This window comes from Caenimonas koreensis DSM 17982, from assembly GCF_009646335.1.
Taxonomy (GTDB): Bacteria; Pseudomonadota; Gammaproteobacteria; order Burkholderiales; family Burkholderiaceae_C; genus Ramlibacter; species Ramlibacter koreensis.
Map to the genome: position 1 here is coordinate 165,903 of NZ_WJBU01000010.1, position 21,876 is coordinate 187,778.

17 protein-coding genes and 2 pseudogenes are annotated in these 21,876 nt (G+C 61.2%); 5 read left to right on the forward strand and 14 right to left on the reverse strand.

Annotated features, from left to right (window positions below; translation table 11 throughout):
* Positions 1 to 291: 291 nt before the first annotated feature.
* Both GHT07_RS11835 and cadR read right to left on the reverse strand, forming a co-directional pair.
* Positions 292 to 1,050: pseudogene (locus GHT07_RS11835) on the reverse strand (MBL fold metallo-hydrolase RNA specificity domain-containing protein); the annotation flags it as partial.
* Positions 1,051 to 1,174: 124 nt separating this feature from the next.
* Positions 1,175 to 1,594, reverse strand: a complete 420-nt coding sequence (gene cadR, locus GHT07_RS11840; protein ID WP_153585288.1) for a Cd(II)/Pb(II)-responsive transcriptional regulator — start codon at positions 1,592 to 1,594, stop codon at positions 1,175 to 1,177.
* Positions 1,595 to 1,679: 85 nt separating this feature from the next.
* Here cadR and GHT07_RS11845 point away from each other — a divergent pair, with 85 nt between their 5' ends.
* The 3 genes from GHT07_RS11845 to GHT07_RS11855 are packed head-to-tail and all read left to right on the forward strand — an operon-like array spanning position 1,680 to position 7,138.
* Positions 1,680 to 4,085, forward strand: a complete 2,406-nt coding sequence (locus GHT07_RS11845) for a heavy metal translocating P-type ATPase (protein ID WP_153585289.1) — start codon at positions 1,680 to 1,682, stop codon at positions 4,083 to 4,085.
* Positions 4,082 to 5,173, forward strand: coding sequence for a signal peptidase II (lspA, locus tag GHT07_RS11850; RefSeq protein ID WP_153585290.1), 1,092 nt, complete (start codon positions 4,082 to 4,084; stop codon positions 5,171 to 5,173). Before GHT07_RS11845 ends, lspA begins: the two co-directional genes overlap by 4 nt.
* 48 nt (positions 5,174 to 5,221) lie before the next feature.
* Positions 5,222 to 7,138 carry a cytochrome c/FTR1 family iron permease gene (locus GHT07_RS11855; protein WP_207374958.1) on the forward strand — a complete coding sequence of 639 codons (1,917 nt, stop codon included), beginning with the start codon at positions 5,222 to 5,224 and terminating at the stop codon, positions 7,136 to 7,138.
* A 79-nt stretch (positions 7,139 to 7,217) separates the two neighbouring features.
* Here GHT07_RS11855 and GHT07_RS11860 read toward each other — a convergent pair whose 3' ends face one another.
* The 5 genes and pseudogenes from GHT07_RS11860 to GHT07_RS11880 form a co-directional block, all read right to left on the reverse strand.
* The gene (locus GHT07_RS11860; RefSeq protein ID WP_142085883.1) at positions 7,218 to 7,832 is read right to left on the reverse strand and encodes a recombinase family protein; all 615 of its coding nucleotides are present in this window, start codon (positions 7,830 to 7,832) and stop codon (positions 7,218 to 7,220) included.
* 60 nt (positions 7,833 to 7,892) lie between these two features.
* A complete protein-coding gene (locus GHT07_RS11865; RefSeq protein WP_323740902.1) occupies positions 7,893 to 9,104 on the reverse strand; it encodes a TniQ family protein in 1,212 nt (403 codons plus the stop codon).
* Positions 9,101 to 10,009, reverse strand: coding sequence for a TniB family NTP-binding protein (locus GHT07_RS11870; protein ID WP_323740903.1), 909 nt, complete (start codon positions 10,007 to 10,009; stop codon positions 9,101 to 9,103). The genes GHT07_RS11865 and GHT07_RS11870 overlap by 4 nt, the downstream gene beginning before the upstream one ends.
* A 2-nt stretch (positions 10,010 to 10,011) precedes the next feature.
* The gene (locus tag GHT07_RS11875; RefSeq protein WP_153585291.1) at positions 10,012 to 11,730 is read right to left on the reverse strand and encodes a Mu transposase C-terminal domain-containing protein; all 1,719 of its coding nucleotides are present in this window, start codon (positions 11,728 to 11,730) and stop codon (positions 10,012 to 10,014) included.
* A gap of 105 nt (positions 11,731 to 11,835) precedes the next feature.
* Positions 11,836 to 12,444, reverse strand: a pseudogene (locus GHT07_RS11880) (MBL fold metallo-hydrolase); the annotation flags it as partial.
* Positions 12,445 to 12,552: 108 nt separating this feature from the next.
* Between GHT07_RS11880 and GHT07_RS11885 the strand changes: the two are divergent.
* Positions 12,553 to 12,831 carry a hypothetical protein gene (locus GHT07_RS11885; RefSeq protein WP_153585292.1) on the forward strand — a complete coding sequence of 93 codons (279 nt, stop codon included), beginning with the start codon at positions 12,553 to 12,555 and terminating at the stop codon, positions 12,829 to 12,831.
* Between the two features lie 20 nt (positions 12,832 to 12,851).
* On the opposite strand, the gene GHT07_RS11890 is transcribed toward GHT07_RS11885, so the two are convergent.
* Positions 12,852 to 13,901 carry a lipocalin-like domain-containing protein gene (locus tag GHT07_RS11890; protein ID WP_153585393.1) on the reverse strand — a complete coding sequence of 350 codons (1,050 nt, stop codon included), beginning with the start codon at positions 13,899 to 13,901 and terminating at the stop codon, positions 12,852 to 12,854.
* 182 nt (positions 13,902 to 14,083) lie between these two features.
* Between GHT07_RS11890 and GHT07_RS11895 the strand changes: the two genes are divergently transcribed.
* Positions 14,084 to 15,010: an NADP-dependent oxidoreductase gene (locus GHT07_RS11895; RefSeq protein ID WP_153585293.1), complete on the forward strand. Its 927-nt coding sequence runs from the start codon at positions 14,084 to 14,086 to the stop codon at positions 15,008 to 15,010.
* A gap of 52 nt (positions 15,011 to 15,062) precedes the next feature.
* On the opposite strand, the gene GHT07_RS11900 is transcribed toward GHT07_RS11895, so the two are convergent.
* The 6 genes from GHT07_RS11900 to GHT07_RS11925 all read right to left on the reverse strand — a co-directional run bounded on the left by GHT07_RS11900 (position 15,063) and on the right by GHT07_RS11925 (position 21,665).
* Positions 15,063 to 15,686, reverse strand: a complete 624-nt coding sequence (locus GHT07_RS11900) for a histidine phosphatase family protein (RefSeq protein WP_153585294.1) — start codon at positions 15,684 to 15,686, stop codon at positions 15,063 to 15,065.
* Positions 15,683 to 16,504, reverse strand: coding sequence for a hypothetical protein (locus GHT07_RS11905; RefSeq protein ID WP_153585295.1), 822 nt, complete (start codon positions 16,502 to 16,504; stop codon positions 15,683 to 15,685). The genes GHT07_RS11900 and GHT07_RS11905 overlap by 4 nt, the downstream gene beginning before the upstream one ends.
* Positions 16,501 to 17,994 carry an MBL fold metallo-hydrolase gene (locus tag GHT07_RS11910; RefSeq protein ID WP_153585296.1) on the reverse strand — a complete coding sequence of 498 codons (1,494 nt, stop codon included), beginning with the start codon at positions 17,992 to 17,994 and terminating at the stop codon, positions 16,501 to 16,503. Before GHT07_RS11910 ends, GHT07_RS11905 begins: the two co-directional genes overlap by 4 nt.
* On the reverse strand, positions 17,978 to 20,152 hold the full coding sequence (locus GHT07_RS11915; protein ID WP_153585297.1) for a peptidase domain-containing ABC transporter: 2,175 nt from the start codon (positions 20,150 to 20,152) through the stop codon (positions 17,978 to 17,980). Before GHT07_RS11915 ends, GHT07_RS11910 begins: the two co-directional genes overlap by 17 nt.
* A gap of 11 nt (positions 20,153 to 20,163) precedes the next feature.
* Positions 20,164 to 21,351 (reverse strand): HlyD family secretion protein, encoded by a 1,188-nt coding sequence (locus GHT07_RS21745; RefSeq protein ID WP_153585298.1) that lies wholly within the window; start codon positions 21,349 to 21,351, stop codon positions 20,164 to 20,166.
* A 152-nt stretch (positions 21,352 to 21,503) separates the two neighbouring features.
* Positions 21,504 to 21,665, reverse strand: coding sequence for a hypothetical protein (locus GHT07_RS11925; protein WP_153585299.1), 162 nt, complete (start codon positions 21,663 to 21,665; stop codon positions 21,504 to 21,506).
* Positions 21,666 to 21,876 lie beyond the last annotated feature (211 nt).

Sequence of the window (21,876 nt, forward strand, 5' to 3'; positions counted from 1 at the left end):
CTGATTGCGCGCCACAGCCCACCCGCACACGGCTTTGCCGGACAGAGCGGTTGTCGATCGACGCGTTGTTGACTTACCGCTCTGATCTCGTGGCGTGCTCGTTGGCGTTTAACTCCTTGATTGCCCACCGCCCCGCGGGACAGCACCGCACACCGCCTGGCGTGACGCGCCCCGAACAGATGACTGACAACCAAACCCGGAACGAAATCGGAATCAACAAAATCGGAATCTGACCCCAATACTGTGCCGACCCCAATAACCTGTCGTGCGCCCCCGCCTGAACGGCCGGCCCTACAAGAGCCCGGTGGTTTCCAGGTAAGTCGGCACGCGGCACTGCCAGTGCAGCTCGCGTTCGATGCGCTGACGCAACGCGTCAGAGGCCGCAGGTTCTCCGTGGGTGATGAACGTCATGCGCGGCGGTGCCTTGAAGCCGGCGAGCCACTGCATGATCTCCGGCGCATCGGCATGGGCAGACAGGCTGCCCAGGCTCGCCACCTCCGCGTTCACCGGGACATCCTGTCCATGGATGCGCACCGCTTTGGCCCCGGCCAGAATCGAGGCGCCGCGCGTGCCACCCGCCTGATGGCCCGCGAGCAGGATCGTATTGCGCGGATCTGGTGCAAATGCCTTCAAGTGGTGCACGACACGGCCGCCGGTGGCCATGCCGCTGGCCGCGATGATGATCATCGGGCCCTTGCGTGAATTGAGCGCTTCGGATTCTTCGGGCGTCTGCACGATGTGCGGCAGCGAGGCCATCGCTTCGCATTCGCCTCTGTCCAGCCGCAACTGGTCACCGTGTTTGAGGTACGCAGCCGTGGCGCTGGCCGCCATCGGGCTGTTGAGGTAAACCGGCACATCGGCAATGCGGCCCTGTGTGCGCAGAATCCGCAAGCAGTGCAGCAGGCTTTGCGCGCGGCCCACGGCGAACGCCGGGATCACGACCACGCCACCGCGCTTCGTGGTGCGATTGACCACATCGGCCAGCATGTCGAGCGGCGCGGATGCCTCATGCACCCGGTCGCCATAGGTCGATTCGACAACCAGATTGTCATTTTCAGAAGACGACTGCACGGAATATCAGAAGTCAGCCGCACGACCTTCTCCGATGCCAATTAGGCAGGCCGCTCACGAACCCAAAATCGCAGGCTAATGTCGGCGTGCGAAACACTTCATGCTATGCGTTGCATCCCGGATGATTGCAATCTGATAAACCTTGCAAGATGCCACATGCCTCTATTCGTCGAGCGCCCGAGCATTTTTCACGCAGCGAGAGCAAGTGCCGCTTCAATTGCAACAGCGCTTCGACGCGATCTTCGGTCTGACGAATATGCGCATCCAGTAGTGCATTGACGTCGCCGCAGTCCTGAGCAGGGTTATCTCGTAGGCCCAGCAGTATCCTGATTTCGCTCAGCGTCATGTCGAGCGAACGGCAATGCCGGATGAACTGCAAGCGCTCGATGTGAGCATCACCGTACAGTCGGAAGTTGCCACCGCTTCGCGCTGGCTTCGGCAGTAGCCCTTCCTTCTCGTAGTAGCGGATGGTCACAACCTCGCACCCAGAGCGCTTGGCGAGGTCGCCAATTCTGATTTCCATGCCTCAATCTCCATTTATCACTTGACTCTATAGCTACTATAGAGATTTTAATGGAGTCTGAATAGACTATCTGAAGGAGTTATCCATGAGCGAATGCGCTTCAAAGGCGTGTGGCTGCTCGGCTGGGCCGATCATCCAACCCACGATACAAGCCCCGCTGACAACCGAATCGGCTCAAGCGGTGTATCGCATCGAAAACATGGATTGCCCCACGGAAGAGGCGCTGATCCGAAGCAAGCTGGCCGGGCTGGCGGGGGTGGTTAGTCTTGAATTCAACCTGATGCAGCGTACTTTGGCCGTTCGGCACGAACTGCCTTCGCTGTCTCCCGTTGAGCAGGCGCTAACCGCTATCGGCATGCAAGCCATGCGCATGGATCAGGCATCGACCGGACAAACGACCAAGCTGTCCATTGCCAAAATGGATTGCCCGACCGAAGAGACGTTGATCCGCAACAAGCTGGGTACCATGCCCGGCGTTGCCGATCTCGATTTCAACCTGATGCAGCGCACGCTGTCGGTACGCCACGCGAACCGGGTTCTGCCAGACGTGCTCGTGGCACTGCAAGAACTTGGGTTCGAGGCCAGTGTGATGGACACCGCAGAGGTCGTATCGCCAGCCACTTCCCCTGTGACCGCGCCAACCAACTGGTGGCCGCTAGGCATCTCCTTGCTCACTGCATCGGCGGCCGAGGCGGTCTACTGGCTCAACAACGGCAATCATTGGTCGGTCGTCGTTCTGGCGCTCGTCGCGGTCTTCACGGGCGGCCTCTCCACCTACAAGAAGGGTTGGATCGCGCTCAAGAACCGTAATCTCAACATGAACGCCCTGATGTCGATTGCCGTCACGGGCGCCATGTTGATCGGTCACTGGCCTGAAGCGGCGATGGTGATGGTGCTCTTTGCGTTGGCCGAAGTGATTGAAGCCAAGTCGCTCGATCGTGCTCGCAACGCCATTCGTGGCTTGCTCGACCTAACCCCCGAACAAGCCACAGTGCAACAGGCTGACGGCACATGGCGCGAGGTGGGCGCAAAGCAAATCGCCCTTGGCAGCCGCGTCCGGGTCAAGCCAGGTGAGCGCATCGCGCTGGATGGTGAGGTGCTGGAAGGCCGCTCTACGGTCAACCAAGCCCCAATCACAGGGGAAAGCCTCCCGGTCGATAAATCCCCCGGTGATCCAGTATTCGCGGGCACGATCAACGAATCCGGTTCATTCGAGTACCGCGTCACCGCCGTGGCCAGCAACTCCACACTGGCTCGCATCATTCACGCGGTAGAGGCTGCTCAGGGGAGTCGTGCGCCGACCCAGCGTTTTGTCGATCAGTTCGCCCGTTGGTACACGCCTCTCGTGTTCGCCCTAGCCATTGCCGTCGCGTTGCTGCCCCCGCTTCTCATGGGCGCGGCATGGATGGACTGGATTTACCGTGCACTGGTTCTGCTGGTGGTTGCCTGCCCGTGCGCATTGGTGATCTCCACGCCGGTCAGCATCGTCAGCGGCTTGGCCGCCGCTGCCCGCCACGGCATTCTTGTCAAGGGCGGTGTCTATCTGGAAGAAGGCCGCAAGCTGCGCTGGCTGGCTCTGGACAAGACCGGCACGGTCACTCACGGCAAGCCCGCACAAACCGATTTTGTCGCATGGGGTCATGCACTCGCCTCGGATAGCCGCAGCATCGCTGCCAGTCTGGCGGCCCGCTCAGACCATCCGGTATCCAAAGCGGTGGCGCAGGCTGCGCAGCGGGATGGGGTTGCCTTGCTCGACGTGGCCGAGTTCAGCGCGCTGCCCGGTCGGGGCGTGCAAGGCCAAATCGACGGGGAGACCTACCATCTGGGCAACCACCGGATGCTCGAAGAGCTGGGGCAGTGCACACCAGAGCTGGAGCAGCGCATCGCAGCGCTGGAAACCGCAGGCAAGACCGTCGTGATGCTGGTAAGCGCAAAAGGGGTACATGGCTTATTCGCCGTGGCGGACACCATCAAGGACAGCAGCAAGAGAGCCATCGCCGAGCTGCATGCTCTGGGCATCAACACCGTGATGCTGACCGGCGATAACCCCCACACGGCACAGGCCATTGCCGCACAAGCCGGCATTGACCGTGCGCAAGGCAACCAACTGCCCGACGACAAACTGCGCGAAGTGGAGCAATTGTCCAGAAACGGCAAGGTTGGCATGGTCGGTGATGGGATCAACGACGCACCGGCCTTGGCGCGTGCGGACATTGGCTTTGCAATGGGAGCGGCGGGCACAGATACCGCCATTGAAACCGCCGACGTGGCCCTGATGGACGATGACCTGCGCAAGATTCCGACCTTCGTGCGCCTGTCGCGTGCGACAGCACAGGTGCTGATGCAAAACATTGTGCTGGCCCTTGGCATTAAGGCGGTATTTTTGGTGCTCACCTTCACGGGTCACGCGACCATGTGGATGGCTGTGTTCGCCGATATGGGTGCCAGCTTGCTTGTTGTCGGCAACGGCTTGAGGCTGTTGCGCCGATGAGCTGGAAACTCTTTCTCTATGACTGGGGTGGCCTGAACATCGCGTTGTTTCAAGCCATCAACACAGGCACGCCCGCCACGCTGGAACCACTGGCATGGTTCTTTAGCCTCGTGGGAAGTTACTGGACAGCGCCGCTGATGCTGTTGGGTCTATGGCGGTGGTCGAAATCGGCTACTAACCCGGAGCGTGGCACGGCCGTTCGGCATCGCCTTATTGGTTTTAGCGCGGCCTTCTTGCTGGCGTTATTGGTCGCCACCGCCTTGAAGCTATGGTTCGACTTTCCACGCCCGCCTGCCGTCCTTGGCGACCTGGCGCGCGTCATCGGGGACAAAGAGCTTCACTACAGCCTGCCCAGCGGGCATGCCACCTATGCCGCACTGGTGGTCGTTGCACTCTGGCCGTTGATGGGCCGCCATGGTCGCGTCGGCTTGGTGCTATATGCCACGTTGGTCGGCTGGTCGCGCATCGCTGCGGGAATGCACTTCCCGGCGGATGTGTTGGCGGGGTGGGCGCTGGGATGGAGCTGCACGGCACTCGCCGGGTGGCTGCTGCCGCTGGCCGCCTCTGTATGGCAATCGGCTCGTCGCACGTCGGCCTGGATCTGGTTCGCCGTGGCCGCCACTATTGTCATGACCGATCAGCTCACCAAGTTCGCCATCATTCGCACGTTTGCCTACGGTGAGCAAGTCGAAATCACTCCGTTTTTCAACCTGGTTCACGTCCTGAATCCGGGTGCGGCGTTCAGCTTTTTGGCGAACGCTGGCGGCTGGCAACGTTACTTTTTCATGGCGCTGGGTCTGGTCGTTTCTGCTTGGCTGGGACGCATGCTGTGCCAGCAGCGGCCACGCCTCGAAGCGGTGGGCTACAGCCTGATCCTTGGTGGTGCGCTCGGCAATGTCGCGGATCGTGTGCTGCGTGGATCGGTTGTCGATTTCCTCGACTTCCATTGGCAGCTTGTGCACTGGCCCGCCTTCAACCTCGCAGATGTGGCGATCACATCGGGTGCTGCTTTGCTCATCATGCAGATGCTGACCCAAGGCAAGGCGGTGGACACCGGCGCAAATGAGAATTATAATCATTCACAATGATATAATCCGAGAGTTTCCATGACTTGCCGAGCAACCTATCGCTGGCTGATGACTTTGCTGTTGGCGACTTGTGCGTTGATTGGCGGGCCAAACTACGCAGCCGAAACCACCGAACTCAAAGCCAAACAGATTTGGCAACTTCTGGACTACGTCGCCGTCGATTACGGCGGCGCGGTCGCCAACGGTGCCGTGCTGAAAGCGTCGGAGTACGCTGAAATGCAGGAATTTGCCGCTACAGCCGAGCGTCAACTGGGAGAACTGCCTGACCAGACCGACAAGGGTAGCTTATTGCAACAAGCGACCGCTTTGCGTGCTGCGGTAGCTGCCAAGGCCGATCCGGTCAGCGTGGCGAAACTGGCGCATGCGCTGTCCAGTGCGGTGCAAAAGACATATCCGTTTCCAGTCGCGCCGACTGCCATGCCGGTCTTGGCGAAGGGCGGACAGTTGTTTCAGGCGCAATGTGCGGCCTGTCACGGTCAGCAAGGGCGCGGTGACGGCCCTCTGGCGGCATCCCTGAACCCCAAGCCGACCGCGCTGGCCGATCACACGCGGGCGCGTGAGCGCAGCTTGTTCGCGCTGCACCAGATTATCAGCAACGGTGTCCAAGGCACCGCCATGCAGGGCTTTGGCGCGTTGTCGGATGAAGATCGTTGGGCACTGGCGTTCTTTGTCGGCACACTGCCCTATGCGCAAAGCGACAAGGACGAAGGGGCCAAGCTCTGGCAAGCCAATGCGCAGGTTCGCCAGACGGTCGCCAGTCTGGATGCGCTGACGCAAACCTCCGAGCATGTCTTGGCGGACAAGCTGGATGTGCCATCCGCCAAAGCCCTGACCGCCTATTTACGCACCAACCCGAACGCGCTGAACGTCAACAGCCCGAAGGGCACCGCGATTGCCAAGGCCAAACTCAGCGAGAGTGTGACGGCATTGCTGGCTGGCGACCGCGCAGGCGCGACCAAGCTGGCCTTGTCTGCTTATCTCGATGGCTTCGAGCCAGTCGAACCCGCGCTGGCCACCCGCAATCGGCCGCTGTTCGAGAAGATCGAAGCCGCGATGGTGTCCTACCGGGCATTGATAGCCAATGGTTCGCCTGCCGATGTGCAGACAGCGGAGCTGCATTTGCGCGGCTTGCTGGATGAAGCGGACAAGGTGCTTGCCCCCTCCGACGACGATGCCGTGGCGGCCTTCATCGGCGCGTTAACCATCTTGCTCCGTGAAGGATTGGAAGCCCTGCTGGTAGTCGTTGCCATGCTTGCGTTTCTCAAGAAAGCCGAACGGAAAGACGTATTGATCTACGTGCATGCAGGCTGGGCATCCGCGCTGGCCGCAGGCGGCATTACATGGGCAGTGGCAACTTACTTGGTCGGCGTCAGTGGGGCAAGCCGGGAGCTAACGGAAGGCTTTTCGTCACTCTTTGCCGCCGTGGTCTTGCTGGGTGTGGGCATGTGGATGCACCAGAAGAGCGTTGCCGGTCGCTGGCAGGTCTACCTCAAGGAAAAGCTGTCTTCGGCGCTCAACAAGCGCACGGCATGGTTCTTGTTCTCGCTGGCCTTCGTCGCCGTCTACCGCGAGGTGTTCGAGACCGTGCTGTTCTTTGCCGCGCTCTGGACAGAAGGAAATGGCTGGCCCCTGCTGGCGGGCTTGGGCACCGGCATGGGAATCCTGGCCCTGCTGGCAGTCGTACTGCTGCGCACCAGTGCGCGCCTGCCGATTGGCCAGTTCTTCGCTGCCAGCTCACTGCTGGTGGCCATACTTGCCGTGGTCTTGGCAGGCAAGGGCATCGCAGGTCTGCAAGAAGCAGGGTTATTGCAGACCAGCCCAATATCGATCCCACGCATTGATCTGCTGGGCATCTATCCGTCGTGGCAAACACTCTCAGCGCAATTCGCTGTGTTATTCATCGTTGTGGTGGCCTTTACAATCAATTTGCGGTCATCGCGTCAAATGGCAGTACAAAAAAGCTGATTTGACGGCGTGAATTGATGCCGCGACGAGCGCCATCATCCTCGAATCCGTGCTGACCATGTAAAGGCCAGTTTTTCTTTTACACCTTGGACAGCAGTCGTATTCCATCCGCGCGCAATTCCCCTTTGGGAGAAATATGCCGGTACAAGGTCTGTCGCGTGATGCCGAACTCTTGGCACAGGTCGCCGACCTTGGTTTCAGTCTGCCCCATTGCCGCCATCGCCAGCCGTAGCTTGGCGGCGGTCATCTTGAAAGGCCGACCGCCTTTCCTACCGCGCGCCCGCGCCGAGGCCAAGCCCGCTACTGTGCGCTCTGCGATCAGCTCGCGCTCGAATTCGGCCAGTGCGGCGAAGATGCCGAAAACCAGTTTGCCAGCAGCGGTCGTCGTGTCGATGGCGGCTCCGTGGCCGGTCAGAACCTTGAGGCCAACGCCGCGCCCGGTCAGATCGTGCACGGTATTGATCAGATGGCGCAGGTCGCGCCCGAGCCGGTCGAGCTTCCATACGACCAAGGTATCCCCTGAACGCAACGCCTTCAAACAGCTCGCCAAGCCGGGACGATCTTCGCGCTTGCCGGAAGCCTGGTCTTCGTAGAGCTGGGCCGGATCGACGCCGGCAGCGATCAGTGCATCACGCTGCAAGTCGGTGGCCTGTGAGCCGTCTGCTTTCGATACCCGCATGTAGCCAATCAGCATCTTGCACCTGTCACATATACGTTCGATTATGTGACAGTGTGGGCCAGAACGTGCCTGGCGTCAAAATTTGTCACTTAACCCGTCATTTTTACTAAGACATGCAAAGGGTGTGCATGGCTCGTAATGTGACAGAAATTCCAGAGGAATCCCCTCATTGGCGAAGGTGAGCCGCAGGCGTTCCTGCGATTCGGGGTCTCGCCGCCCGTAGGATGCCAGCGCGAACAGCGAGCGAGCCGTCTCCGGGTTGTGCCGCGCCTCAATGATTGCCTCGCCGATAGCCTGCGCCGCCCGCTGCCAGTGGTTGACGGGTTCCGACTTCGGCTTCTTCTCGGGCAGTCCGTTGGTGAAGCCCGTTGGCGGCTCGGTCAGGAACAGCGCGGTGTGTTCCCCGCGCGGGAGCAGCGCCCTCGACTCGATTAGCACGATGGCCGTGGCCGCCGCTTCCAGCATCTGCACCTGTACGGCCGGGGCCAGCACCTCGAACGGCCGCCACAGGCTCTGCCCGGCGCGCAGCGGATGGCCGCACTGCTCCCAGACTTGGCGGATGCAGCCCGCGCTGCTGCCACAGTGCGACAGCGGGGTGTTCAGCTCATCGAGCAGGGTGCGCAGCAACCGGAACCACAGGCCCGCATGGACACGTCGGCGCGACAGCTCCACAAAGCCGGTCGTCAGGGCCTGCCAAGTGCGCCGGTCCATGCTGGCAATCGCCGCATTGGCGGGACGCGGGACCGCCTCGGCGTTGTCCCACTGGAGATACCGGCCGGGCAAGCCACAATAGGACGCCAGCCAACAGCCGTGCAGCGGGCAGCTCAACATCAATGGAAGCTGCCAAACGAGCAGTACGGCTTGGTTGGCCGGGTCGTTCAGGCACAGCGGGCAGGCCCGGCGCATCGGCTGGCTCGGCAGCCAGGCGCGCCAGCGCGTGATGGATCGCGCCTTGCGCTTGGGCAGCAGCATCGAGCATTGGAATGCATAGGTTTCCAGGGCAGCAGGCACCGAATCGTCGAGGCTATCCAGCAGCCACGGCACCCAGCCGGCCAGGCTCATCACGCGCAAGCGCTCGACCTCAACGCCGCTGCGCTGGGCAAGCGCCGTCAACAGCGACGTGGGCGGCGCGGTGTCCAGGTCATCGAGTTGGCTGTGACCAATATCGTGTACCAGCAGCTCGTGCACGTCCATCTGGTAGCAAGCAGCGACCCGGTTGAGCCATGAGGACAGCGCCTCGCCTTCTTTCGGGGCCGGATGCAGCGGCCAGCGCGGCGCAGGCTTCACATCAGCTCTCGCTCGAACTGGCGTCGCCGCTCGCTGGGGCCGGTGTAGTCGGCCATGCTGAGCGTGCGATGGTTGATCGCTTCTTCACCGCTTTCCACGGCCGCGACCGCCGCCTCCATCAACAGGTGCGCCAGCTCGCCGATGGTGCCCTCGCTGCGCGTGAGCAGGTAGCGGGCCATGTCCAGCGTGGAAATCGACGAGGATCGCCGCAGCGGGAGCGAAGCCGCGAAGCTGGCCAGCAGTGAGCAGCAATCGTCGTTGGCCTCCCACACCGGCAGCATCATCGGCTCGAAGCGGTTTTCCAACTGATCGTCCGAGCGGATTGCAAGGTAGGCATCGCGCGTGCCGACCCCGACCAACGGGATGCGCAGCTCGTTACCGAGGAAGCGCAGCAGATTGAGGAATTCCCGGCGGTTGACGCTGTTGCCGGCCAGGACGTTGTGCAACTCGTCGATCACCAACATGCGCACGCCGACCTTGCGCAGCAGTGCCAGCGCCAGTTGCTCTATTTCCGGCAATCGGGGACGCGGGCGCAGTGGTGCGCCCATCGCGGCCAGCAGCGCGACATAGAAGCGGATCACCGATGGTTCGGACGGCATCTGCACCACCAGCACGGGGATGTGCTCCTGGTCGGTGTCGGTGCTGGCCGGGTGTGTCCGCCGGAACTTCTCAACGATCATCGACTTGCCGTTGTTGGTCGGGCCGATCAGCAGCAGGTTGGGCATGCGTTGCTTGTTTGGCCACGCATACAGGGCTTCCAGTCGGTTCAGCGCCTCGACTGCTCGCGGATAGCCGATCCAGCGGTCGGCGCGAAGGCGATGGATGCGTTCGTCCTCCGGGAGACGGGCCAAGCCCTGGGCCGGCGGCAGCAGGTGGGACAGGTCAATGATGGGATATTCTTCCACGGCTACCACTCCTCAATCTGGTCAAACGGTTTGGCAGGTGGCTGGTTGTCTGCCTGCGGGTCGGCCATGTCCGCGTCCGGTGGTGGCGTAGTTTTGACAGGCGGTGCCGTTGCCTTGAGATGCTGGCGTCGATCCGCGTCGCGCCGCGCCTTGCGCGTAGCTTTCTGCGCGGTGGTCACGATTTCGCGCATCTGGCCGATCATGCGGAACAGCGCCGACTCATCCACCTGTTCGCGCCCCTGCTGCCGCAATTTCGACAGCGCTTGTCGTTGTTCCCAGAGGGTGACAGCCGGGTGCGACAAGGTACGGTATGGAATTTCCAGATAGTGCTGCCCCTCCGGCTCCAGCACCCAAATGCGGCTGATGTCGCGCGGGTCGCGCCGGATCAGGAACGCAGGCAAGCGGTCGCGCCGAGCTATCCACGGCTTGAGCACATCGGCGTAGTAGTGAATGTGGTCGATGACGAAGCCGGTGCGGGTCAGCGTGCGGCGGATGATGGGCAGAAAATCGACCAGAAATGCGGTGGGCCGCGTGACCACCGGCGGCACGCCGATCCGCGCCACGGCCTCGGCCCAGCGCGCTGCGGGTGGCTGGAGCAGGCCGTTGTGCACCGAGGCGTGATAAGTGCCCACGGCCAGCGTGAGCCAGCGCTCTAGCTCGCGCAGGGTCAGTGCGGCCATCTTGTCGGCGTCGTACTCGCCGCGCTGGCCGGGGTTAGAGAAGGTCGTACCCGGCAGGTCATCGTGGATCATCTGCATCGCGGTGCCGATGATCCTTTCCACGATACCGCCGTAGTGCGGCTGCCCCGGTGGCCGGTAGTCCAGGCGGATGCCATGCTGCTCGCAGCCCCGGCGCAGCGCCTCGCTCTTGAACTCGGCCGCGTTGTCCAGGTAGAGCAGCCTGGGCTTGCCGCTCATCGGCCAGTCCATGTCCACATCCAGCCCTTCCAGCCAGGGACGCTTGTCGCAGGCGACATGCGCCAGGCACAGGCCGACCGAGACGGCGGACGGCGCTTCGAGCGTCACCACCATGCCGAGCACGCAGCGGGTGAAAACGTCGATGGCCAGCGTGAGATAGGGACGGCCAATCGGCTGCCGGTCGTGTGCATCCACCACGATCAGGTCGATGACCGTGTGGTCGATCTGCACCTGCTCCAGCGGTTCGGAGACGGCCGGCGGGATGCCGCCGACGCCTTGCAGCTCGCGGGAGGCATCTTGACCTTCCCGGCGGCGCACCGTTTTGAGCGGATCAAGGCTGCCGACACGCAACGCCACGGTGTTGCGTGTCGGCACCCGCAGCTTTTGCGCCTTGCAGGCTTGCGCGACTTCACGATGGAAGGCCGCCAGGCTGCGCTTCTGCTTGGTCAGGAAGCGTTTTTGCAGCAGCTCGCGGATGATGCGCTCGACCGGCTCCGGCAAGCGGCCCTTGCCTTTACCACCGCTTGACTGCCCTGGAGCGAAGTCAGTGACCAGCCCCGAACCTTGCCGGGCACGGCGGATCAGGACGTAGACCTGCCGCCGAGACAGACCCAGTGCATGGGCTGCCGCGTCGGCCGCTTCATGCCCGACCGTCTCCGACTGCGCCAACGGCCCAATGATCTCCGCGCGACGACGCGCACGCTCCCAAGCCTGCTCTGGCAGAGTTGCAACGCCTTGCTCGGCAATCAGTGGGGTATCGGTCGCCATGCTCACCTCGCTTTGGTGCACACGAGTATTGAGCATAGACGAGTTTCGTGCAGATGTGTCCTGACATTGGGTTGTCAGGAGCCGACTGCACAACAGCCTTCAAACCGTGTTGTCTGGTGCAGTCACCTTCTGAAAATGACACAGGTAATCCGCACCGTCCATCTGCACCGGCGGCTTGAGCACCATGTCGTTCGGCCTGCCAATGTCACCCGAAAACAGCACCGAGCGGCTGCCGTTGTCGACCTGCACAAAGGCAGAACCAGGCATGTGCCCCGAAGGCGACATCCGTACATTGAAAGCAGGGACGGGCCGGAACGCCTTGCCGTGCGGCACCGCGTGAAACTGCTTGAGGCACTGGATGGCATCGGCACGTGTGTAGAGCGGCAGTGCGGGCTTGTGCTTCGATGTGCTAAAGCGGTTGGCGTAGTTGGCTTCTTCTTCCTGCAGGTGCCCCGAGTCGGGCAGCAGGATGCGGCACAGGTCGAGCGTGGCGGGTGTGCACAGGATGCGGCCGCGAAAACCGTTGCGCACAAGCAGTGGCAGCCAGCCGCTGTGGTCGATGTGTGCGTGCGTGAGGATCACGGCGTCGATCGCGGCGGGCCGCACCGGCAGGGGCGACCAGTTGCGAAGGCGCAGCTGCTTGTAGCCCTGGAACAGGCCGCAATCCACCAGCACGGCAGACTCGTCCTGCCATAGCAGGTACTTGGAGCCGGTAACGGTGTCGGTCGCGCCGAGGAACTGCAGGTTCATGGGATGCGGCATGACGCAGCATATCGACAAGCGCACGTGCAGCAACTTGATACGCATCAAGGCAAATAGGGATTCACAGGAACGCCCCGTTCACTGCAAAATACGCCGATGGCAACTTATGACATACAGGCCTACAAGGGATACTTCATTGCGGGCCACGCTTACCTGCAACCCACCGGCACGTGGCAGGGCTGCGCCGAGATCTGTATCGAGCGGCCCGAAGACGGCGCCTATGCGCGCCCGCTTGAGCGGGTGATGAGCACCTCGTTCTACGACAACGAGCTGCGTGCCGTGCAGGCAGCGCACCACCAGGCGCGACAGGTGATCGACGGGCTGGGCATGAACTGGGCTCCTTTCACCGCACCAGGCGGCTTGCCCAGCCGCTGACGGCTGCGGCCCGCAGGCCGTCACAACTTCAGGCGTTTCGAGTAGCCCGTCATTTCCAGATAGCCGCGCCCCACGCGCTTGCCATTGCTGTCGAACAGTTCACTCAGGCCTTCCCAATAAATCGCGCCGGTGGACGCACGGCTGTCGAGTTCCTGGTTGTCGACCAGGGCCTTCACGGTGTAGAAGTCGGCCGGTGTGCGCACCATCCATTCCACCGGGTACGTCGCACCCGACGCAGGGCTTGTCCATTTGCGCTGCGGGCTGAACACCACCTCACCCTGGCTGAACACATAAGTGCTGCCCCCCCTGGCGCGAAACGAACCGCCGTCCCACAGCGTCGATCCGTCCTGCCTTCGAAGGCGAAACGCCGTGAGCGCACTGCCGTCGTCCAGGTTCATGCCGATCCAGTCCCAGCCCACGGCATCAGAGTGCAGCAGCTGGTCGCTCCACTCGTGGTCGAGCCAGGCCCGGCCCTCGATGCTCAATCGCTTGCCGCGCAGCACGATGCTGCCAGCAACGGCAAGCTGCGGCTCGCTGTAGTAGTAGCTGGCCTGCGATTCGAGCGGGCCTTTGCGCGAGAGCCCGGCTTTGCCTTGCAGCAGCAATGGCTGCGTGGGTGCGCAGCGCAGGTCGAGAGAGAAATCGCCCGAGGCGACCTTTGCCAGGTAAGCGTCGGCAGTGCGCACGAGCGACCAGTCGCGCAGGCGCACGCGGGCGTCGCCCTCGGCTGCGGTCGCAATGTCGAAGCCTTCACGCGCGATACGCTGGTCATGCAGGAGCGTGCGGCCCTGCACATCGGTGAGCGCGGCATGTGCGAACACGAGCTGTTTGGCTGCGAAGCGCGATGCCATCGTTTGCGCCGCTTCAACCCGTGTGCGAAAGAACGTCACCTGAAAGCCGAATTCACGCTCGCCCGATTTGGCGGAGCCCGTGATGTACCACCACTCGGTGCGCTGCGCCGGGTGCGAGCCGTGGTCGCGCGGGAAGGCGAGCTGGATAGCAGGCAGTGCAAAGCCGGGTACAGCCCATGCCAGCGCGGGCAGGGCCAGCGCGAATTCGCGGCGGCGCATCAATGGACCTTCATGCAAACAACTGCTCCTGCAGACGATGGCACTCATCATGGCCCAAGCGTGACTGGCTGAGCAAGCAAGGCGTCTTGGCGTCTTTACACTCGGCGTCACCCCGGCTGGGACTTGATCAAACCCGGTCAAGCCGCATATGAGGCCGGCACACAAACCACAAGGAATCAAAAATGAAAGCAGCGATTGTTAGAGCGTACGGAACCAAGGTTGAGGTGGCAGACATTGCGCAGCCCGCCTTGCTGGACGACAGCCTGATGATTGAAGTTCATGCCGCCAGCGTGAACCCGGTGGACAACCTGATTCGCGCCGGTTACCTCAAGGCCATGATGCCGTTGCCGCTGCCCTACGTTGTGGGCAACGACGTCTCCGGCGTGGTCACGGCGGTGGGCAAGGACGTGAGCGGCTTCAAGGTGGGCGACGCGGTGTTCGCGCGGCCCCAGGGCATGCAGTCAGGCACGTTTGCCGAGTTCGCGATGATCAAGGCGACTGACGCCGCACTCAAGCCTGCCAACCTGAGCCACGAGCAGGCGGCTTCGTTGCCCCTGGTGGCGCTCACGGCCTGGCAGGCACTGGTCACCAAGGGCCACCTGCAAAGCGGGCAGAAGGTGCTGATTCATGCGGGCTCTGGCGGTGTGGGCTCCATCGCCATTCAACTGGCCAAACACCTGGGCGCGACCGTTGCAACGACAACGAGCAGCGACAACGTTGCCATGGTTCGCGCACTGGGCGCTGACGTAGTGATCGACTACAAGAGCCAGAAGTTCGAAGACGTCGTGGCCGACTACGACCTGGTGTTCGACACATTGGGCGGTGCCACGCGCGAGCGCTCGTACGCCGTGCTGAAGAAGGGCGGCTCGCTCATCTCGATCATCCTGCCCGCAGACACGAGCGGCGCGGCAGAGAAGGCCGGCGTGAAGTCAGAGGCATTTTTCATGTGGCCGAGCGGCGAGCAGCTGGCACAGATTGCCAGGCTGGCCGAACAGGGCGCCATCAAACCGCAGATCGACAAGGTGTTCACGCTGGAGCAGTCGCAGGAAGCGTTCGACTACAGCCAGTCGGGCCGGGCCAAGGGCAAGATTGTGGTGAAGGTCAGGTAAGTAAGGTGGCTGGCATGGCGGCGCGAGGCTAAACACAGCGAACTCGACAGAGTCAGCGCACCAATGCGCTGACTCTGTCGAGTCGCCATACGCATCTTCCGGGCACAGGCGCAACGTTCGCAAGCTCGTGGTATGCACAGCAGGGCATCGCTGTGAAGTAGGACGTCAGCGCCGATGGAAGCGAGCCGATGAAGCATCCCAAGAGGTGTTCGATAGTTCCGCCATGGGCGACGATCACCAGCGTTCGCGAATCCTGTCGCCTTGGATTGATCACCTCATCAAAGAATTGGCTGACACGGGCTTTGTGATCGACGACACTTTCTGATGAATGAACTGACGACTCGGGTGCCATGTAGGCTTCAATCTGCTCGGCCCGCACCTGCGCCATGGTTCGCATCGGGACCATATTCAGACGCAGTTCGGCCAGTCGCGAATCGATACACGCGATTCGGCCTCTGTCTTTCGTCGCAATGAGAAAGGTGTCCTGTGCGCGTCGAATGGGGCTGCAGTGAAACTCGGCGCGGTCAAAGTCGCCAGCCTCCAGCATGCGGCCGAGCGCCTGACTTTGACGTTGTCCCTCGTCGCTGAGCGCATTCTCCTCATCGGAAGGTGCAAGCTCATGGTCGAGGCGGCCGGCGGATAGCGGTTCCGCGTGACGCACCAGGAGCACCCTCATTTCAGGTTCACCTGTGGAGCGATCAAATACGACAGCCGTTCAAGTGATGCGAGAAATTCCTGGAAAGAGCGTGAAGGAGCGCAAACCTCCTGTCTTGCATCAAAGTAGGCTTTGGTCATTTGTTCCGCGTCGTCATTGCGGCTCGGCAGCTGCAGAAGGGCGATCAGGTCAAGCTCACTCGGCTGACCCATCGCAAAGGTCTCCAAATCGCAGAAACGGATCCTTTGCCCGCTGTCCAGAATGTGGCCCGGGCCTAGGTCTCCGAGTGCCACGTGCTCGCTTGCCAGACGCGCGCTTTGTGCGAGATGCTGGTAGTACTGCGCCAGCTCCGGCGTGCTCCGCCACCAACGATGCGCTTCACCGAGTGTGATCTCGCGGCATGCAAGGTGTGACAGTCTCGATTCCCGAACACGTGCGGACGCTCTCCCGTGGACACGGCCAAGCGCCTGGAAAACGCGATAGCGTGATCCGGAATCATTGAACGCACAAGGGTCGTACTTGCTCAATACCATCACCTGCGCCGACTCGTCGATGTAGTGGACCCTTGGGATATGAATGCTACCCTCGAGCAAACGATACGCCAGCAGTTCGCTCGCGAACCCACGGCGCTGCGAGTGGCGCTTGACGATCAACGGCTTTGCCTTGTCATCTTGTGCAGAGAACACCTGACTCTTTTCGGTAGCGCGAAGTGCTTCGCCCATATGGAGCGAAAACCCGCCCTTGGCGACTTGAGCTGTGGTCGCAGCTCGAATAGCCTCGATGGTATCGTCGCACAGGCGCGCCACTACAACGTTTTCGGGGCGCGAATTAAGAGTCATGCGGCCGCCATGGTCTGCGCGCCAAGGAGTCGATCGATCTCCGCGTTAAAAAGAGCGGTGTGGAGTTCGGGGCGGACTTGTTCGCCGAGATCCCCCAGTAGCACGGCCTCGATGCCCTGGTACGAGTCCCCCAGATTCCAGCTGTAGGTGGACCTTCCAGCAATGTCCCACACTTGAATTTCTCCGCGCAGTATGGCGGCGAAGTCACGCAGGAACGCCTCGAAACCGCACGGGAACACTTGCGTCAGCCTCGCAGTAGGCGTCGTGTCGCGTTCAAATTTGGCTGTCACCACATTGAGGCCGTACTGCGCGACACGGCCGTCACCGACGAGGAATCGAACCACCACACGTCGATCGCCCAGATTCGGCCACTCACGCTCCGTTGCGGCGAGCACGTTGCGTCCCGGCGGCAACTGCAGGAGAAGACGCGCCAACTGAACCAGATAGCCCTCCACGATGTCGATGTCGCGCGCGACCTGCGCATCCTCGACGTAGGGCGCCACGACCCCAGTGAGTCGTCCCTGAACGGGCGATTTCAGGAAGGTCAGGAGCTTGTGCTTTTGCTCTTCATGGCGGCTGCCGTCATAGTCGATCCATGAGACCCGGTCATCGACGAACTTGTTACCTCCAAAAATCGAAATTCTTTCGCCTGGATACGGTCCGTGCACTACGGGCTGATAGCCCATGCCATTCGCCAGTTCGGCCAGTCTCTTGTTGTCTGAATGCAGAAACGGGCCAAAGTCCTGCACGTGGTCGATGTGACCGTCGCCGCAAATCGCAATGTGAGTGTGCGGGCCTGCAATCCGTCCGGCCGCTCCGACGAGATCGTCGAGTATCGACAGTCCTGTGCCGGGGCTCAGCAGGGAGGTCTTCCCTTTGGAAAACGGGCTTGCAGCGCGTGCACCCGGTGGCGTCACCATCGAATTGTTGGAGACGATGATCAAGTCGGGAACGGGCATACGGCCGGCAACGACGTCCTTCTCAAGCCGGTCCGATGTCAGCGCATCCACCGCAATGAAGCATGAGACCTCCCCGTGCGTGATGAAGTATTGGCTGACGCGCTTTTCCCAAAATACGGTACCTGCGGCCGGCGCGTGCATGGAGACGCGCGTGTCACCGAACTCTATCGGCTGTTCAAACGGCTGGACGCGCACTTCGAAGCCGAGCTTCCTTATCGCGTCCCGCACGCACATTGGCATGTTCTTGCCGACGATCACGGGCACTTGCCGTGAAAGCCTGTTCAGCGAAGAGAGATGGAAGTGATCGAGATGTTCGTGGCTCAGAAGAATGGCGTCGAGTTCCGGCATCCGCTCAATGTCGACAGACCGCGGGGGATAGATCTCGAAGTTGATGTGCTTGCTGTTGCCGAATGAGCGCTCCAGCACAGGGTCAAGCAAGATGTTCGCATCCGGGGATGAGAGCAGCCAAGTCTGATGACCGATGAACGTAAACGATAGCTGGGCGTTGGATGGTTTAGAGCGACTGTTCATATTCAATTTCGGTAGTTTCGACTGAGCGCGTGTCCGATACGATTTCGCCGTGCTCGATCCGAACCACCCGATCCGCGAGACTGATCGTTTCCTGGCGGTGCGCGACCGTCACGCGCGTAATGTTCATCGAACGAATGTTTTCCATGATGCGGCGCTCACTGGCTTGGTCCAGCTGACTTGTCGCTTCGTCGAGAATAAGAATCGAGGGTCCGTGGTAGAGGGCGCGGGCGATCAGGATGCGCTGCTTCTGGCCGCCCGAAAGTCCGCTTCCCACTGTGCCTGCGAACGTGAAGTAGCCCATCGGCATGCGACAGATGTCGTCGTGTATGGCCGCAGCTCTTGCGCATCTCTCGATTTCCTCCATGTCAGGGTCGAGGTCGAAGAAGCTGATGTTGTCGAGAATACTGCCCGCGAACAGATGATCTTCCTGCAACACTGATGCCACCTCGCGCCGGTACGCTTCCACGCCGTACGACTTGAGCGTTTTGCCGTCGACACGCATCGCGCCTTCCTGCGGTGTCGATAGGCCCACGAGCACTTTGACCAGCGTCGATTTGCCGGAACCCGACGGTCCTGTGAGCACGATGCTTTCACCGCGGTCGATCTGCAAAGACAGGCCCTTCAGGATCCATGGTTCGTCGAACCCGGCTCGCACGCTGATGTTTTCTAGGTGGATGGTCGGCGGTAATTCGGAGCGTGGCCTCGCTTCGGCCGCAATCTCGTCACGCGGCTCCCTCACTTCGTGGACTACATCCGCTATGCGTTCGAAGTGGACGCTCAAGAGCTTGTAGTCGAAGGCCCTTTCGATGGCGAGCAGGACCCGTTGGAAGAGTTGCTCGCGGTAGCTGATGTACGCGACCAGCATGCCGGCGGTGAACTTCCTGTCGACGACCGCCATACCAGCGAGTACGACCACGATCACGCGCTCGATCCCGCTCGAAAGAAAGATCAGAGTCTGCTGCAGCGTCAAAAGCCGAGCCGCTCGGGTTTCCGCATTGACCATGTCGACGAGCTTGTTTTCCCAAGCGATATGGCGCTGCGCTTCCCTGCCGAAAAGCTTGACACTTTGGATCCCGCGGGCAGTCTCGATAAGGTAGCTGCGTTGCTGAGATTCAGCAAGTAGCTGCTCGGCCCCCAATTCCCGCAGACGCCTCAGAAACGCGGCCTTGATGGCGATGCACAGGGCCACACCGGCGAGGCTGATCGCCGCCAGGGCGGGGCTGTAGAGAAACATAGTCGCCAGAATGACGACTGCGAAGACCCCGTCGAGGGCTGCGTCCGTGAATTGCTGCGACAAGATGCGCCTGACCGCCGAGATCGACTCGAAGCGCGCGACGATATCTGCGGGATTTCGCGTCTCGAAGTACGAGGTCGGCAGTCTGACAAGGTGCGCGAACGTGTTGCTCAACCATTGCATCATCAGCTGCATCGTGCTGTTGGTGCTCACCCAGCTTCGCGCGCAAAAGATTGCGGCGTGCAGCGCGACCAGCAGGGAGAAGCCGATGCCGATCGTGATCAGGAGATCGGAATTGGTAGTCGATACTGCTTCGTCGACGACCCATTGAATCATGATGGGGCCGGTGAGCGACAGCAGTTGCGCGACAAGGCCCACTCCCAGCAGAAGGGCGATGGCCGGTGCCGCACCGCGGACAGTACCAACCACATCGGTGAAGCCGATGGGCACTCTCTTTGACGGCAAGATCTCGGTGGGAAGGGGTGAAACTTCGAGGGCAATGCCCGTGAAGTGGCGAGATGCCTCGTCAAAGGAGATTTTCCTGCGACCCGCAGCGGGATCATGAACGACAAGGGTGTCGCCTCGCACAGACTTGAGGACTACGAAATGCTTCATGTCCCAGTGCAACACGCATGGCATGACTAGCTCAGCGAGCTTCGACATCGGCACTTTTAATGGCCGACTGGAGAAGCCCATTCGTGATGCCATCGCAATCATGCTGCGCAGTGTCAAACCGCGCGTGGAGATTGGAAAGCTGCGCCTCAGCTCGGCGATGTCGATGGGGCGCCCATGGAAGGAGGCGACCATTGCGAGGCAAGTGAGGCCGCATTCTGCGGTGGCTCCTTGCAGCAGTAGCGGTAGCTGCTTTCGCCCAAAGAACGAAAGGCTGCCCAAAAAATCTTGTGCGCGGTGGCTGAGTGTCATCGGGCGTGCGTCTACGAATTCGGGAACCAGCGCCGCACAGGGTCGATCAGCGTGAAGATGATTCGACGTTTCTCGAGCGGAACGACGACATCGATCGGCATGTCGCTGCGCAGGGGAAGTTTGCCGCCGTTGAATTCCACGAATTGGTTCTTCAGTCGCGCGGTCGCAAGGAATCGGACCTGGGCTGGCAGCGGTCGGGCGTCGGCTGGCGCCTTCGCATCAAAAGATGCGAGAGAGACATCCTTGATGATCGCTGGCTGCTGGCCGAATTTTCTGTACGGGTAAGCGGCGAATCGGATCATCACCTCGTCACCCGATTTCACGAAGCCAACGGCTTCTGGCGGTACCAACACCTCCGCCTCAAATTCCCCATTTGCCGGAATGATCTGCGCGACCTGGTCATTGGCGGCGACGCTTTGACCCGCGCGATAGGCGAGGCCAGTGGCAATGCCGTCCATGGGCGCGACCAGCACGTATTCGGTCTTCATGGCGGCATCGCGTCGTTCGTGGTCCAGCTGGGCAATAGAACGATCGGTATTGGACCTCTGTCTGCGTTCATCTGAAACAAGGGTCAGTCGCTCGGCGTGAAGGGCTTCTAGATCGCGCGTTTGTTGGAGGATGGCCCGGTCGAGCGTCGACAGTTTTTGTAGTTGTTCGACGCGGTCTGCCTCTTTTTCTTCAACGCGAGCCTCGCTGTAGAACCCCTCCTTGACCAGCCCCCGCGCTCGGGCAAGAGCTCTTTCGGCCAAGGCCACACGAGCCCCTTGCAGCTTTAGCTGCTCGTGAAGGTGGCCCAATTCGGCGTTCAGAATTGTTTGCCGGGCATCGAGCGACTTCAGGCGGTGCGCGGTTTCATTCTGAATCTGGGGCAGCTCCTCGACCATGCTCTTGCGGATCGAGCGGAACAGTTCGGGCGAGTCGGCTCCACCGTAAGAGCCTTGCGACGCTTGCGCTGCGACGCGAAGCGTGAATAGAACGTCTCCCTGCTTGACGCTCTGGCCCTCCGATACGTGCGACAGCGCAATAACTGCAGCAGTGGGTGCCACGATCCGGGATGAACCCAGTATCGGTCGCAGGCGCCCGATGGCCACCGTGTGTTGTTCATATTGAAAGGTCGCCGCGAAGACGACCAGCAACACTGCGATCAGTGCGACGACAAGGCCGAAGATGAAGTAGTGCTTCTCAAGGCGAATCTGCACTTCCCCAAAAAAAGTGTCGGTAGACGATCCGACCGCCTCAATTCGAAAGGGTGGTTGTCCGGAAGGGCGTGATTGCAAGCAGACCTCAAATCGTTGGTTGCCCACGCCTTTTTTTCCGCAGAGGAAGGCGTGGGCGTGAGTACGACTCCCCGTCAGTTCGGCCCTTGCTGGTAGTGGTAGGTCAGTCCACCACCAACGTTTTCCGCGGTCTCCAGCGACAGCTCCTCGATGCGATCGATCGCTGCTTTGTCGAGCGGCTTGACCGTATCAGCAAGCGGAGCGTCTTGGACCAGGTCTAGTTTCTTGTCGTTCATGTTTCCCTTTCGGCAATTGCCCAAAATCGGGCCATGCAATTCTATTGGACTAAATCGTGCTGTTTGTGCTTTCTTTATTACTACAAATGAGCTGCATTTTTTGCCGAGATGGGTGCATGCCCAATGCTTTCGCAGGAGGCCGGATCCAAGCAGTACCCGCTCGCACGGGTTCGACCAGTTCGACTTCGTGCCAGGCCCGCTTGAGCAGGGG